Here is a 13,535-nt window from a genome sequence, read left to right on the forward strand (position 1 = left end):
TTATCCGGCCTACGCAACAACTGACTGAATCGACAAATCATGTCCAATTATCAGGCACTCTCCTTTAAACATCATGTCAATAAGCGCTGGTTGCGGCCGGCGAACTATGCCTTCGCAGCGGCCGATACCGTGGCGGTTTTGTCTCTGAATGAACTTTCGCATGCCCTTGCTGCGATGCCGATCGGCTTTATTAAGCAGGACGAGCGTTTTCTGCCGGCAGCCATTCAAAGTTTGCATTCCGGCCGCAATTGGTTCGTAGGCCCGGATCAACGTTGGCTGGGCGATTATATTCCTGCCGTGTATCGTGCCTATCCTTTTCGGTTGGCAAAAACGGAAGAGGATAAACGGATTTTATTGATCGATGCGGATAGCGGACTGATTGCCGAGGGAGTTGCGGGGGAAGCGTTTTTTACCGCAGAAGGCCAGCCTACGCCTTTTATTCAGTCCATCGTCGATTTCCTCAGTCTTTTAGAGCAAGATCGGCAGCGTACGGTCGATGTATGTGAGGCTTTACAAAGCTATGACCTGATTCAGCCGTGGCCGATTACTGTAAAAGTCTTGGATCGGAATATACCCTTCAAGGGTTTATATAAAATCGATGAAACGGCCTTAAATGCCTTGTCCGGCGAGGCGTTGCGAGAACTGATGCAGGTAGGCGCGTTATCGGCGGCCTACTGTCAGCTCTTTTCAGTGCGGAATTTGACATTGCTCGGCCGGCTTGTCCAAGTTCATGGCAAGGCCGGTGATGCCGCACAGGAAATCGAAAAGACCGTCGCTCAGGAAGAATCGGATACGGATTTTTTCAGTAAGGACGGCATAGTGAGTTTTAAAGGATTATTTTGAGGCTTCCGCGTTCAGCAGTTCTTGTTGACTCTCCTAATCGTGCAGGTTGGGTTGGGCGCTAGAGCATTTTCGTTTTGGGTGTACGGTCATAAGCAATGCCGCAAAGTTAGGGCAAACTCGTCATTCCGGCAGGGATTGCCGGAATCCAGAAGCCAGGGACGGCAAGCTTTAATGCATCCCTGCAGTCTGGATCTCGGCAATCCTTGCCGAGATGACGGTTTGACTTAACGGCATTATCTTCCTATAAGCGATATGAAAATGCTCTAGCCGTAGCCCAACGCATCGAAGTCGAATGTCGTCGGGTTACGCTTCGCTAACCCAACCTACACGATGATGGCGCTAAGCCGGATTTGTCTTATCAATTAACTTCACCATCCCGTTCATTACACTATCCAGCCCGCCATATACATTCAGCGTATTGATTCGTGCGGTGATCTTCTCCAGTGCTTCCAGTTCCTTCAAGCGCAGCAGGATCGGATTGCCTTCCATCACCTTGGCGGTATTGTGCAATGAGCGGGTCGCCTGGGTTTCTTCCTGGCGCTTGATCAGGTTCGCCTCGGCCATTTTTTGCGCTTCGACAACCTGCGTCAAAATCGCTTTCATCTCGCCGGGCAGGACGATGTCGCGTGCCCCGACCGATTTGACTTCGATCCCGTAAGCCGATGCTTTTGCTGCTGCGATCTCGAGAATCTGCCGGTTCAGCGAGTTCTTGTCGGCCAGGAGTTCATCCAGCGTTTGCGTGCTGACGACCGTGCGCAGAGCCAGTTGCAGTTCGCGGTACAGAAACTCTTTCGCGTCGGCCAGTTCTGCGCGGGTCTTTTCCGGTTCGCGGATTTGCCAGGTTGCAGACAGGTTCACGCGTAGGCTGACCCGGTCCTTGGTCAAGATTTCCTGGCCGTTCACTTCCATGTTCTGCAGGCGCAGATCGAACAAAGTCAAGGTCGGGCAGTGGTTGAACCGCCACCAGGCATGTATGCCTGCGTTCAGTGCCGCCCGGATTTCGTTGTCTACGGCCAGGAAGCCTATGTGCTGGTCCGGGATGTTGAAAAACGCGACTGCATTCAGTGCGGCTTTACGCAGTATCTCATCTTTCGCGTTGGCCAACTGTGTAGCGAGCGGCTTCGGCAGGGCCGGTTGCGCACCGATATCGATCTTCTCGATCCGGATCGTATTCTGTGTTTTCCAGTACGCACCTTGCTGGCCCGGCGCCTTGATGTCCTTCAGTGTTCCGTTCTGATAGACCAGTCCGGCTTCCATGTCGGACGTTTCCCAAAGCTGCAGGTACGGCGCGAAGGCTTTCGGGTGCAGTTGTGCGAGATTCAGCAGATCGTCGCCGACAGTTTGCTGCAAGGGGGTCGTAATCGTGACGATTTGCAACCGGTAGCGGTTCAGCCAGTCCCAAAGCCGGTAAACGCCGGGCGGCAGGATTTTCACGAATTGCTGGTCCCTGAACAGCAGCCCGCGCTGGGCTTCGGTGATGATCAGTTTCTTGTTGATGGACATTGGATTTCTCCGTAAAAATATGACCATGGAGATTCATTACTAAAGTAGGGTGGATAAGCGAAGCGCATCCACCTTTTAGGTCACTGTGGCGGATGCGCTTCGCTTATCCACCCTACGCCTTAATTTATGAATTGGGGGTGACGGAGCCTCCGCACCGGCGCGGGCTGCTGGCGCTCCAACCGGCGGGCGTCGCGCATCCTTCGCGGCGCGCGCCGGCCGATCTTCACCAGCAGGCTTTGCCGATGCCGGCTTGGGACCGGACTTGTTGCGTCCTTGCTGCAATGCGCTGAACGAGCCGCACGCCGAGATCCTCGCGGTCCGAACCCGCGCCCGGAGGTCCGCCGTGGCCCTTGCGGACCGGTTTGTCAAGCTGCCTTGACAGGCAGGTTTGCTAGCCGGGCTCGAACCGGCGCCAGACTGATGATGAGTCAGTTGCTCTACCCACTGAGCTATAGCAATGGAGCCGCCGGCAGGATTCGAACCTGCGGCCTCCGCGTTGGGCGCGGCGCTCTTCCGCTGAGCTACGGCGGCGATTGGCGTCTTGTTACGGACGATACGCCGGTCGTCAAAGACGGTGGCGTCAGGCAGGCTTTGGAACCTGCTCCGCGGGCCGCAACGGCTCGCCAAATTCATTTAACCCTTCACGCAGACAACCTGCTTCAGGGTATGCACGACCTCGACCAGATCGGCCTGCGCGGCCATTACGCGGTCGATCGGTTTGTAGGCGGACGGCGTTTCGTCGATCACCGCCTCGTCCTTCCGGCATTCGATGCCTTGGGTTGCCTCGATATGTTCTTCCAGCGATACGCGCTTCTTCGCTTCGGTGCGCGACATCACTCGTCCGGCGCCATGGCTGCAGCTGCAAAAGCTTTCGGCGTTGCCGAGTCCCTTTACGATGAACGACTTCGCGCCCATGCTGCCCGGGATGATGCCCATTTCGCCGAGCCGTGCGCTGACCGCGCCTTTCCGAGTTACCCAGACGTTCGCGCCGTAATGATGTTCGCGGCGGATGTAGTTGTGATGGCAGTTGACCGCTTCGAGATGCGCTTCGATCGGGATCTTCAATACCTCGCGCAGTGCCTGGACGGTCCGCGCCATCATCACCTCGCGGTTGATCCGCGCAAAGTCCTGCGCCCAGGCGACCGCCTGAATGTAGTCATCGAAATGCGCGCTGCCTTCCGGTATATAAGCTAAATCCCGGTCCGGCAGGTGGATGAACCAGCGCTCCATGTCCAGTTTCGCCTGTTCGATGAAGTGCGAGCCGATCCGGTTGCCGATCCCGCGCGATCCCGAGTGCAGCATGATCCAGACCGCATCGTTCTCGTCGAGGCAGATTTCGATGAAATGGTTGCCGGTGCCGAGCGTTCCTAAATGCATCAGATTATTCGTGTTCTTCAGGAACGGATGTTTTTCGCACAGATATGCGAAGCGTTCGCTCAGTCCGTTCCAGGCAGTCAGCACGTCGTGCGGCGGCTCGCCCCAGCTTCCCTTGTCGCGGCCGCCGCGTACGGTTCTTTGCATTCCATGCGGCACCAGGATTTCAATCCGGCTGCGCACTGCTTCCAGGGAGTCGGGCAACTGATTGGCGGTCAGGTCGGTTTTGACGGCGATCATCCCGCAGCCCAGATCGACCCCGACCGCAGCCGGAATCACCGCGCCGACGGTCGGAATCACGCTGCCGATCGTCGCGCCTTTTCCCAGATGCACGTCCGGCATCACCGCAATCCATTTGTGGATGAACGGTAGCGCCGCGAGGTTCTGCAATTGATTTTTCGAGTTATCGTCGAAGCTGACGCCGCGCGTCCAAGCTTTGATCGGGTGCCGGCCGGGTTCATGCAGAACTTCGTAGGGAGTAGTCATCGTTTTTTCTCGTTGTTTCACTGATGAGTTTGTTAAGGCAACGCTTGTGCCAGTATTGATTCTTGTGTAATGGATGGGTATAAGTTTATGTTTTTAAAGATGAAAAAAATAACGATTTTGAGCGGTAAGAAGCTTAGATATCACAGTTGGTTATTCTTTATTTATCGATTAAGATAAATATCTATCGAATTAGATAATATGGGTTGTGTAGATTGGGCTAGCGTAGCGTAACCCAATCCAATCCAATCCAATCCAATCTACACGGGGGCATTGAGATGAAAACGGTGATTATTGGTTTGCTCGGCGCGCGGCTCGATCATGGCGGCTTCGGCAGAAGACGCCTGGAACGCTGGCGGCCGACCGTGTCGTTGATGATGCACGAAAGTCTGCCGGTCGATGAATTCGTGCTGCTGCATCACCCCGAAGAACGAGAATTGGCTGGCATTACGATCGGCGATATGCGCGCGTTGTCGCCGAACGTGCATATCACGACCTATCCGGTCGATTATGCCGACCCGTGGGATTTCGAGCAGGTTTACAGCCGCTTGCTCGATTTTACGCGCAGCTATGTATTCGATCCGGAACAGAACGACTATTATGTACATATCACGACCGGCACCCATGTCGCGCAAATCTGCCTGTACTTGTTGACCGAGGCCAATTACTTGCCGGGCAAATTGATTCAAACCTCGCCGAGCAAGGAAGGTCCGCAAGGGACTTACCGCGTTATCGACCTGGATCTGTCGCAATACGACCAGATCGCTTCGCGCTTTCAGAAGGAGGCGCGCGACGGGATCGCCTATCTGAAAAGCGGCATCGAGACGCACAACGCCGCTTTTAATCGGCTGATTTCGCAGGTCGAGCAGGTTTCGATCCAGTCGTCTGCGCCGATGCTTTTGACCGGGCCGACCGGTGCGGGCAAATCGCGGCTTGCGCGGCGTATTTACGAATTGAAAAAACAGCGCGGGCAGCTGACAGGACGGATGGTCGAGGTGAATTGCGCGACGCTGCGCGGGGATAATGCGATGTCGGCGCTGTTCGGGCATGTGAAGGGCGCTTTTACCGGCGCCTTGGCGGCGCGGACCGGGCTTTTGCGCGAGGCGGACCAGGGGCTCCTGTTTCTGGACGAGATAGGCGAGCTGGGCCTTGATGAACAGGCGATGCTGCTGCGTGCGATCGAGGACAAGGTGTTCATGCCGCTCGGCGGTGACCGCGAGACCGGCAGCGATTTCCAACTGATCGCGGGCACCAACCGGAACCTGTACGCAGAGGTGCAGAGCGGCCGATTTCGCGAGGACCTGCTTGCACGGATCAATCTCTGGACTTACGAGCTGCCGTCTTTGAAGCAGCGCATCGAAGATTTCGAACCGAACCTTGAGCACGAGCTGCAGCAATTTACCGTCAAAGCCGGCCATATGGTCAGCTTCAACAAGGCGGCGAGGGCGCAATACCTGGCTTTTGCGTATTCCCCGGAGGCGTTATGGCGTGCCAATTTCCGCGACCTGAATTCCAGCGTGACCCGGATGGCGACGCTGGCGGCCGGCGGACGTATTACCGAAGAGATCGTGGCCGGGGAAATCTCACGGCTTAAGCAGGCCTGGTCCGGATTTGTTCAGGAAAAGCCCGATGCGGACGATACGTTAGCCGCTCTCCTGCCGGCGGAGGCGCTGGGCGAGTTGGACCTGTTCGACCGGATGCTGCTGGCCGAAGTCGTAAAAGTCTGCCGCGGCAGCCGCAGCATGGCGGAGGCGGGGCGCAAGTTATACAACGCCAGCCGCAACCTGAAGGCCAGCATGAACGACAGCCATCGGTTGAAGCAATACCTGCATCGCTTCGGGCTGACGTTTCAGGCAGTGTGCAAAATCGATTGATTTCTTTATACTTTATGCCTTTTAAAGATAGGAATTCACGGTGAAATGGTTCGTGCGCGCCGACATTGACGGTTTTTTCGGCCTGGCGCTGGATAATCTGGTGCAGTTGCTGGTGATCGTCGGCCTGTGCGTCCATGTGCTGGGCTTTTCGGAGCAGCTGATTTACCAACACATTCTGCCCGGCGCGGCGGTGTCGGTGCTGTTCGGCAATCTCTATTATTCCTATCAGGCCAAACGGCTGGCCGAGGCGACCGGACGGCAGGACATTTGTGCGCTGCCTTACGGGATCAACACCGTCTCGCTGTTCGCCTACATCCTCCTGGTGATGTTGCCGGCGAAACTGGCCGCAGAGGCGAACGGGGCGGCAGATCCGGAGAGGATCGCCTGGCAGGCTGGCCTTCTGGCGTGTTTCGGCTCGGGCCTGATCGAGTTCTGCGGTGCGTTCGTGGTCGAAAGGCTCCGTAAGGCGACTCCGCGCGCTGCCTTGCTGTCGACCTTGTCCGGGATCGCGCTGACGTTCATTGCGCTGGGCTTCCTGTTTCGCACCTACGCGCATCCGGTTGTCGGTTTGGTCACGCTGGGCGTGATCCTGTTGATTTACTTCGGACGCCTGCGCTTCCGCGGTAATATTCCGGGGGGGTTGGTCGCGATAATTCTGGGCGTCCTGTTGTCCTGGGTAATCGGCCTCGCGCCGGTCGGCGAATTACCTGCCGAATCGCTCGGCTGGTATCCGCCTGTGCCGGTAACCGGCGATTTATGGCAGGCGTTCACGTCCGGGCAGGCGCTGGGCTATCTGTCCGTAATCATTCCGATGGGACTCTTCAATGTGATAGGCTCGCTGCAAAACATCGAATCGGCCGAGGCGGCCGGGGACAGTTATCCGACACATACTTCGCTGGCGGTGAACGGGCTCGGCACGCTGGCGGCCAGCCTATTCGGCTCCTGTTTCCCGACCACGATCTATATCGGTCATCCGGGCTGGAAAGCGATGGGCGCCCGCGCCGGCTATTCGGTCTTGAATGGCGCATTCATCACGGTGATCTGTCTGACCGGCAGCCTATCCTACATTGCGTGGGCGGTGCCGATCGACGCCGGGATGGCGATTATCCTGTGGATCGGGATCGTGATCGCCGCGCAAGCGTTTCAGGAAACGCCGAAAAGCCATGCGCCGGCGGTCGTGATGGGGTTGCTGCCGGGCATCGCGGCCTGGGGCGCGTTCATGGCCAAGAGCGGCGTTAGAGCGGCGGATTACGGGAATGCGGAGATGCCCGCGTTTTCGGAAGCGATGCTGACGCGCTTTGCCTCGGCGGATGTCTGGATCGGCGGCGCGTTCGCACTGGAGCAGGGCTGTATATTTACCGCAATGATCCTGGCGGCGCTGACGGTTGCGGTGATCGAGCGCAAATTCATCCAGGCGGCGTGCTGGAGCGGATCGGCAAGCCTGCTGTCCGCCTCGGGCCTAATTCATTCCTATCGCTGGACGCCGGCCGATACCGCCCTGTCGCTGACGCCCGCATGGGAGTGGGCAATGGCTTATGCGCTGATGGCGCTGATATTTTGGTCGGCGAAATGGTTATGCATTGCGGGCGAATGACTATGATTTCCTTAGTTTTTGAATCCGAGACGCTGACGCGTCTTTTACGATGAGTCTTAATTATTTATAAATTGCATCTTATGTTTAATGACACGGATTATATGGTTCATAACAAGTCCCAGATCCTCAATCATCTGACTTCATTGTTTAAGAAAAAATGTCTGATCTTGTTGAGCTTCGATAAAAATGGGACATTCGTTACGACGCTTGCCGCGATAGAACCGCAAAAGGATCTCATACTTTTCGACTGCGCACCTACCGAGTATTTAAATTCGCAGGTGCTCAGCGCTTCCCAAGTAGAATTCAATTCGAATTTTTCAGGTATTAAAGTCCATTTTCAAGGCAAAAATATCAAGAAGGCCTATTTTGAGGGAGAAGCCGTCTTTTCAATGCCGATACCCAAATCCATTCAATGGGTACAGCGCCGCCAGTTCTACCGGATCAGATTGCCTTTACTGCGTTCAACCTTGGTAAAACTGTTTGTGGACGATCAATTCGTAGCCGATATACCGCTCTACGATATCAGTATTTCCGGTTTTTCCTTGGTAAATGATTTTAGCGGTCTGGCGCATTTTTTTGAAATTGGCCGACAATTTTCGGGCTGCCGACTCGTTTTAGAGAATGCTTTTAATCAAGAAATTGAGTTTCAAGTCGTGAACGTTGTGCCGCTCAATCCGAATCAGCATGAGTCGGCTCAAAAAATAGGGTGCAGATTTATCGGTTTAAGGCCTGCTGCTGAATCCGGAATTCAGCTTTATATGCAGCATCAGGAAAGAAAAAATCTGAGTAAAAAATCATAAGTTCTTTATGTCGGTTTCGGCTAATGACCAGACCTTAAAACTGCAACAGGCCGTTGCACAGGCGTTGGCTCATAATACACCGCTCAATATTCGCGGAGGCGGCAGCAAGGCGTTTTATGGCCGGGCTGCTTCCGGCGAACCCTTATGCCTGAGGGAACATTGCGGCATTGTCAATTATCACCCCTCCGAACTGGTAGTGACCGCGCGGACCGGCACCTTGCTGACGGAGCTTGAACGGATTCTGGCGGAAGAAAGCCAGATGCTCGCCTTCGAGCCGCCGCATTTCGGCGAAACAGCGACTCTGGGCGGCACGATTGCCTGCGGTTTTTCGGGGCCGCGGCGTCCTTTCGCCGGCTCTGCCAGAGATTCCGTGCTCGGCTGCAGGATCATCAACGGCAAGGCGGAAGTGCTCTCGTTCGGCGGCGAAGTGATCAAAAACGTGGCCGGCTTCGACGTATCGCGGCTGATGGCCGGTGCGATGGGGACTTTGGGCGTGTTGCTCGAAGTGTCGCTGAAAGTCTTGCCGCAGCCCGAAGCCGAACGGACCTGCCGTTTCGAATTGCCCGTCTTCGGCGCGCTCGACAGGATGGCACGGCTGGCTTCGGAGCCGTTGCCGGTTTCCGGCCTCAGTTACGACGGGTGCGCATTGCATGTCCGATTGTCCGGCGCCGAGAAGGCGGTCAGGGTAGCCGCGGCGCGTATCGGGGGGGATCAGACCGAGGATGACGGCGGTTATTGGCGGGCGCTGAACGAACAACGGCTCGATTTTTTCCGGGCCGAAACGAATGTATGGCGCTTGAGCCTGCCGCCCGCAAGCCAACCCCTGGCGCTCTCGGGAGACTGGTTCTATGATTGGGCCGGCGGCCTGCGTTGGCTGAAAACGGACGAGCCGGCCGAGGCGGTGTTTACGGCGGCCGAACGGGCACGCGGACATGCGGTGCTGTTCAAGGGCCGAAATCGCGGGGCGGACGTGTTTCAGCCGCTGACAGGCAAGCTCAAAGAGCTGAATCGAAACATTAAGCAGGCATTCGATCCGGGCGGCCTGTTCAACCCCCAGAGAATGTATCGGGATTGGTAATGTACACCCGCCTGGACGATCAAATCGAAGCATCCCGACGCAGCGAACTGGAAGCGATCCTACGCTCTTGCGTGCACTGCGGGTTTTGCAACGCGACCTGTCCAACCTACCGATTGCTCGGAGACGAACTGGACGGACCGCGCGGGCGCATTTATCTGATCAAACAGGTGCTGGAAGGCCAGGCTGCGACGCGTTTGACGCAAGAGCACCTGGACCGCTGCCTGACCTGCCGCGCCTGCGAGACGACATGTCCTTCCGGCGTGCAATACGGACGTCTTTTGGACACAGGCAGGGAAATCGTCGACCGGCAGGCGGGACGGAGCTTTTGGGATAGGGGGATTCGCTCTGCGATCGTGCGAACTTTTCCTTATCGGCGCCGATTTGCGTTTGTCCTGAAGGTTGCCCGCCGGCTCGGCCCGCTGCTGTCGGAGGCGGTGAGGCGTAAAATTCCGACTGTGCCTCCGCAGCCGCAGCCGGCTCAGTGGCCGGAGCCTCGTCATCACCGCAAAATGCTGATTTATCCGGGCTGCGTGCAGCCCGCGCTGGCGCCTGCGATCGATCTCGCAGCCGCGAAGGTGCTGGATCGGTTGGGTATTTCGCTGCTGCAAGCGAAAATCGGCAGCTGCTGCGGCGCCTTGCCTTATCATTTGTCGGCGCAGGAGAGGGCGCTTGCTCTGGCGCGCCGAAATATCGATGTATGGGAACCTTATCGCCGGCAAGGTATCGAACCGATCGTTTCGACTGCCTCGGGCTGCGGCGTAATGATGAAGGATTACGGGCGGCTATTGAAAAACGATCCTCGCTATGCCGAGAAAGCCGCACGTTTTTCGGCGGCAGTCAGGGACATTGCGGAAGTGGTGGCCGGTGAGGAACTGTCCGTCTTTCGGGCCGACGGCCGCCGCATTGCCTTCCAGTCGCCCTGTACCCTGCAGCACGGCCAGCGCCTCAATGGAATGGTTGAGGCGATTCTGCAAAAAATCGGCTACCGATTGGCGCCTGTCGGCGATGCGCATCTGTGCTGCGGTTCGGCCGGCGTTTACTCGCTGCTGCAGCCGGATTTGGCGGCGAAACTGCGCGATAATAAGCTGCAGGCTTTGCAGGCCGGGCAGCCGGATCTGATCGTTACCGCAAACATCGGTTGTCTGACGCATCTTCAGACCGGTGCCCGGCAGAAAGTCGTGCATTGGATAGAATTGCTGCAGTAATTATTTTTCTTTACAACAGTCTTTTAGATAATTATAAAACGCATTTTTAACAGCTTATTTTGCTATGACGAAAGACACACAGCCCTCCGTAGTGGAAACTTCCAAAGCCGAGCCTGAGATTGAAAAAAGCAAGCACGATGCCGATATCGAGATCGAAGATTACGATTTGCATCTGATCGACGAATACATTTCGTTTCCCACCGAAGACGAAAAAGCGGTGAAAAAAATGGCGGCGCGCCGGAAAATCGAAATGTATTGGGAGAAAAAACGTCTGAGGGAACAATTAGGCGATTTCGACGAAGACGAGCTCGATTTTTGATCGAAGCGAAACCTTATCGTTGGGACATCGTGCCGACGTTCTCCGGAAGAACGCGGCCATTTTCCGGAATTTTAGCATCCGCCGCCGTCCCGCGGCGCCATAACCCAACAAATGACCAGGAGACCTGCGTTATGCCAGAAGCCGGAGACAGACGGCGGTTTTTTCGCATCAACGATGAAGTCGATCTTTATTTTCGAAAAATCGCTGCGCAAGAAGCGCGTGAAGCCAGCTATATCGACGAGAATGTGTTGACTAGCGCTGCCCTGCCGCAGATCATGGCGGCGGTGGAGCGGGAGATGGAACGTCTTATGACACGGATTGAAGCCGCTCAGCCCGAAGCCGCCGAGTATTTGAAACTGCTCAATTACAAAGTCGACATGCTGGCTCAATGCCTCCTGAATCAGAGCGACTTGGCCCGGGAAAAAAATTCCTACCAGGTGAATCTAAGCGCCTCGGGCCTTGCCTTCGGCAGCGAACAGTCGTTGAGCGAAGGCGATTTTCTGGAGTTGAAGATTCTGCTGCCTGCGTCCCGGGCCTTGGTTACCACCTGTTGCCGAGTTGTTCAATGCCGGCGAAATTCGGTGAAAGAACACCGTTATCCCTATGTCGTCAGCGTCGATTACATAAACATGAAGGAAGAGGATCGGGAAATCCTGATCAAACATGTAATCAAACGCCAGCTGGCGCAGATCCGGGAGCTAAAGGCTTGCTGAGTACCGTCATGGGCTATTGGAAATACCCGAATCCGTGCTGATTGCAGACAACCAGAAAAAAATCCTGAATTTGCTGTCCGACGGCGAGTTTCATTCCGGTGCCGAGCTTGCGGAAGCTCTGGGAGTGACCCGTTCCGCCGTCTGGAAACACCTGAACGGACTGGATTCCCTCGGTATCCGGCATGCGGCGGTCAGCGGCAAGGGCTACCGGCTTTCCCATCCCATCGAACTGCTGCACAGCGACAGCATCCTGGCGGCTCTTGACAGCGAAACGCGCGCTCTGGTTTCCCGGCTGGAAATCCATGATCAGATCGACTCCACGAACACTTACCTGAGCCAGTTGGCGCGGCAAAATGCGCTTTCCGGCTATGTCTGCCTTGCCGAACGGCAAATCGCCGGCAAGGGCCGGCGCGGCAGGCAATGGGTTTCGCCGTACGGCAGTAATATTCTGCTGTCGATCCTTTGGCGCTTCCAGCAGGGCCCGGCCGCGATCTCGGCGTTGAGCCTGGCGGTTGGCGTCGCGGTGATCCGGGCACTGCGCCGGTTGGGGATCGACAATGCCGGCCTGAAATGGCCGAACGATATTTTCAGCGAAGGCAAAAAACTGGGCGGAATCCTGATCGAAGTGGCGGGCGAAAACGAAGGCCCCTGTTATGCGGTGACCGGCCTGGGCTTGAATCTGTTTCTGCCGGAGGAAGAGGCAGGATCGATCGAGCAGCCGTGGACCGACCTGAACCGGATCGCCGATGGGCAGCCTATCGGCAGAAACCGGCTGGTCGGGGAGTTGATCGGCCAGATAATCCCGGTATTGGCCGGGTTCGAGCGAACGGGGCTTGCGGCCTACCTGGACGAATGGCGGGAGTATGATTGTCTGCGCGGCGAGTGGGCCAGCGTTTTTATCGGGACCCAGCAATTCGACGGGACGCTGGAAGGGATCGATGCGCAAGGTTTTTTATTGATGCGCGATGCGGAAGACAAACTGCGCGCCTTTGCTTCCGGCGAAGTCAGTTTTCGGCGCCCGTTTCCGTGAATCTGCTCGTCGACATCGGTAACTCCCGCCTGAAATGGGCGACTACAATGCCGGGCGGGTTTGTCGTCGGTACCGCGATAGAAAATCATGCGCTGACCGAAGTGCGTCTGGCTGAGGCCTGGGGGCGTCTTCCTAAGCCGGACAGACTGGCGATCTCCTGTGTCAGCGCGCGTCGGCTTGCGGAAACCGTGCACTTGGCGGCTGCCCGGCTATGGCCCGGCATTGCGGTATTCGAGGCGAAATCGGAAGCGCAGGCTTTTGGAGTGACGAATGCCTATCTTCAGCCCGAAAAGCTCGGCGTCGACCGCTGGCTGGCCTTGCTGGCGGCGCGCCGCCATTATGCCTCGCCGGTCTGCATTGCCGATTGCGGGACCGCGATTACCCTAGACCTGCTCGACGAACATGGCCGCCATCTGGGCGGAATGATCAGTCCCGGCCTGGAGCTGATGAAAAAATCGCTCAGTGCGGGAACGGCGGCATTAATCTACGAGGATTCGGCTTTTGCCGTGGGTCCCGCGAATCATACCGGCGCAGCGATTTACAGTGGGGTCGTGTCGGCGGCGGCGGGCCTGATCGAACATGTTTTCTCCGCTCAAGCGGACTCCTGCCGGTTGCTGCTGACGGGCGGCGATGCGCCGCTGATCGCCAGCCAGCTCGGCTTCTCCTACCGGATCGATCCCGATCTGGTGCTTCGCGGTCTGTCTTTGCTTCTGGAATAA

The 13,535-nt window shown here is 56.7% G+C and carries 13 protein-coding genes and 2 tRNA genes; 11 read left to right on the top strand and 4 right to left on the bottom strand.

Going from position 1 to position 13,535, the window contains the following annotated elements; translation table 11 throughout:
- The first annotated feature begins 39 nt into the window (after positions 1-39).
- On the top strand, positions 40-843 hold the full coding sequence (locus JJL52_RS13035; RefSeq protein WP_202052895.1) for a SapC family protein: 804 nt from the start codon (positions 40-42) through the stop codon (positions 841-843).
- A 339-nt stretch (positions 844-1,182) separates the two neighbouring features.
- Here JJL52_RS13035 and JJL52_RS13040 read toward each other — a convergent pair whose 3' ends face one another.
- Positions 1,183-2,346 carry a slipin family protein gene (locus JJL52_RS13040; RefSeq protein ID WP_202052897.1) on the bottom strand — a complete coding sequence of 388 codons (1,164 nt, stop codon included), beginning with the start codon at positions 2,344-2,346 and terminating at the stop codon, positions 1,183-1,185.
- Positions 2,347-2,438: 92 nt separating this feature from the next.
- On the opposite strand from JJL52_RS13040, the gene JJL52_RS13045 reads away from it, so the two are divergent.
- A complete protein-coding gene (locus tag JJL52_RS13045) occupies positions 2,439-2,636 on the top strand; it encodes a hypothetical protein (RefSeq protein WP_202052899.1) in 198 nt (65 codons plus the stop codon).
- Positions 2,637-2,735: 99 nt separating this feature from the next.
- On the opposite strand, the gene JJL52_RS13050 is transcribed toward JJL52_RS13045, so the two are convergent.
- The 3 genes from JJL52_RS13050 to JJL52_RS13060 form a co-directional block, all read right to left on the bottom strand.
- Positions 2,736-2,805, bottom strand: a tRNA-Ile gene (locus tag JJL52_RS13050).
- Positions 2,805-2,877: transfer RNA gene (locus JJL52_RS13055), tRNA-Trp, on the bottom strand. Before JJL52_RS13055 ends, JJL52_RS13050 begins: the two co-directional genes overlap by 1 nt.
- A 102-nt stretch (positions 2,878-2,979) precedes the next feature.
- On the bottom strand, positions 2,980-4,206 hold the full coding sequence (locus JJL52_RS13060) for an RtcB family protein (protein WP_202052903.1): 1,227 nt from the start codon (positions 4,204-4,206) through the stop codon (positions 2,980-2,982).
- Positions 4,207-4,481: 275 nt separating this feature from the next.
- On the opposite strand from JJL52_RS13060, the gene rtcR reads away from it, so the two are divergent.
- The 9 genes from rtcR to JJL52_RS13105 all read left to right on the top strand — a co-directional run bounded on the left by rtcR (position 4,482) and on the right by JJL52_RS13105 (position 13,535).
- Positions 4,482-6,077, top strand: a complete 1,596-nt coding sequence (gene rtcR, locus JJL52_RS13065; RefSeq protein WP_202052904.1) for an RNA repair transcriptional activator RtcR — start codon at positions 4,482-4,484, stop codon at positions 6,075-6,077.
- A gap of 40 nt (positions 6,078-6,117) precedes the next feature.
- On the top strand, positions 6,118-7,671 hold the full coding sequence (locus JJL52_RS13070; protein WP_202052905.1) for a SulP family inorganic anion transporter: 1,554 nt from the start codon (positions 6,118-6,120) through the stop codon (positions 7,669-7,671).
- An 80-nt stretch (positions 7,672-7,751) separates the two neighbouring features.
- Positions 7,752-8,471, top strand: a complete 720-nt coding sequence (locus tag JJL52_RS13075; RefSeq protein WP_202052906.1) for a flagellar brake protein — start codon at positions 7,752-7,754, stop codon at positions 8,469-8,471.
- Positions 8,472-8,478: 7 nt separating this feature from the next.
- The gene (gene glcE / locus JJL52_RS13080; RefSeq protein ID WP_202052907.1) at positions 8,479-9,549 is read left to right on the top strand and encodes a glycolate oxidase subunit GlcE; all 1,071 of its coding nucleotides are present in this window, start codon (positions 8,479-8,481) and stop codon (positions 9,547-9,549) included.
- A complete protein-coding gene (glcF, locus tag JJL52_RS13085; protein ID WP_202052909.1) occupies positions 9,549-10,754 on the top strand; it encodes a glycolate oxidase subunit GlcF in 1,206 nt (401 codons plus the stop codon). Before glcE ends, glcF begins: the two co-directional genes overlap by 1 nt.
- Positions 10,755-10,818: 64 nt before the next feature.
- Positions 10,819-11,073: a PA3496 family putative envelope integrity protein gene (locus JJL52_RS13090; protein WP_202052911.1), complete on the top strand. Its 255-nt coding sequence runs from the start codon at positions 10,819-10,821 to the stop codon at positions 11,071-11,073.
- A 131-nt stretch (positions 11,074-11,204) separates the two neighbouring features.
- A complete protein-coding gene (locus JJL52_RS13095; protein ID WP_202052913.1) occupies positions 11,205-11,786 on the top strand; it encodes a PilZ domain-containing protein in 582 nt (193 codons plus the stop codon).
- 34 nt (positions 11,787-11,820) lie between these two features.
- On the top strand, positions 11,821-12,816 hold the full coding sequence (birA, locus tag JJL52_RS13100; protein WP_202052915.1) for a bifunctional biotin--[acetyl-CoA-carboxylase] ligase/biotin operon repressor BirA: 996 nt from the start codon (positions 11,821-11,823) through the stop codon (positions 12,814-12,816).
- Positions 12,813-13,535 (top strand): type III pantothenate kinase, encoded by a 723-nt coding sequence (locus tag JJL52_RS13105; protein WP_202052917.1) that lies wholly within the window; start codon positions 12,813-12,815, stop codon positions 13,533-13,535. The genes birA and JJL52_RS13105 overlap by 4 nt, the downstream gene beginning before the upstream one ends.

It is taken from the genome of Candidatus Methylomicrobium oryzae (genome assembly GCF_016745425.1).
In the GTDB taxonomy this organism is placed as follows: Bacteria; Pseudomonadota; Gammaproteobacteria; order Methylococcales; family Methylomonadaceae; genus Methylomicrobium; species Methylomicrobium oryzae.

Excerpts from the sequence above, each read along its gene's own strand:
- JJL52_RS13045 (WP_202052899.1), top strand. The coding sequence starts at position 2,439 with ATGCGCTTCGCTTATCCACCCTACGCCTTAATTTATGAATTGGGGGTG.
- JJL52_RS13060 (WP_202052903.1), bottom strand. The coding sequence starts at position 4,206 with ATGACTACTCCCTACGAAGTTCTGCATGAACCCGGCCGGCACCCGATC.
- glcF (WP_202052909.1), top strand. The coding sequence starts at position 9,549 with ATGTACACCCGCCTGGACGATCAAATCGAAGCATCCCGACGCAGCGAA.
- rtcR (WP_202052904.1), top strand. The coding sequence starts at position 4,482 with ATGAAAACGGTGATTATTGGTTTGCTCGGCGCGCGGCTCGATCATGGC.
- JJL52_RS13035 (WP_202052895.1), top strand. The coding sequence starts at position 40 with ATGTCCAATTATCAGGCACTCTCCTTTAAACATCATGTCAATAAGCGC.
- JJL52_RS13040 (WP_202052897.1), bottom strand. The coding sequence starts at position 2,346 with ATGTCCATCAACAAGAAACTGATCATCACCGAAGCCCAGCGCGGGCTG.
- JJL52_RS13095 (WP_202052913.1), top strand. The coding sequence starts at position 11,205 with ATGCCAGAAGCCGGAGACAGACGGCGGTTTTTTCGCATCAACGATGAA.
- glcE (WP_202052907.1), top strand. The coding sequence starts at position 8,479 with ATGTCGGTTTCGGCTAATGACCAGACCTTAAAACTGCAACAGGCCGTT.
- JJL52_RS13090 (WP_202052911.1), top strand. The coding sequence starts at position 10,819 with ATGACGAAAGACACACAGCCCTCCGTAGTGGAAACTTCCAAAGCCGAG.
- JJL52_RS13075 (WP_202052906.1), top strand. The coding sequence starts at position 7,752 with ATGTTTAATGACACGGATTATATGGTTCATAACAAGTCCCAGATCCTC.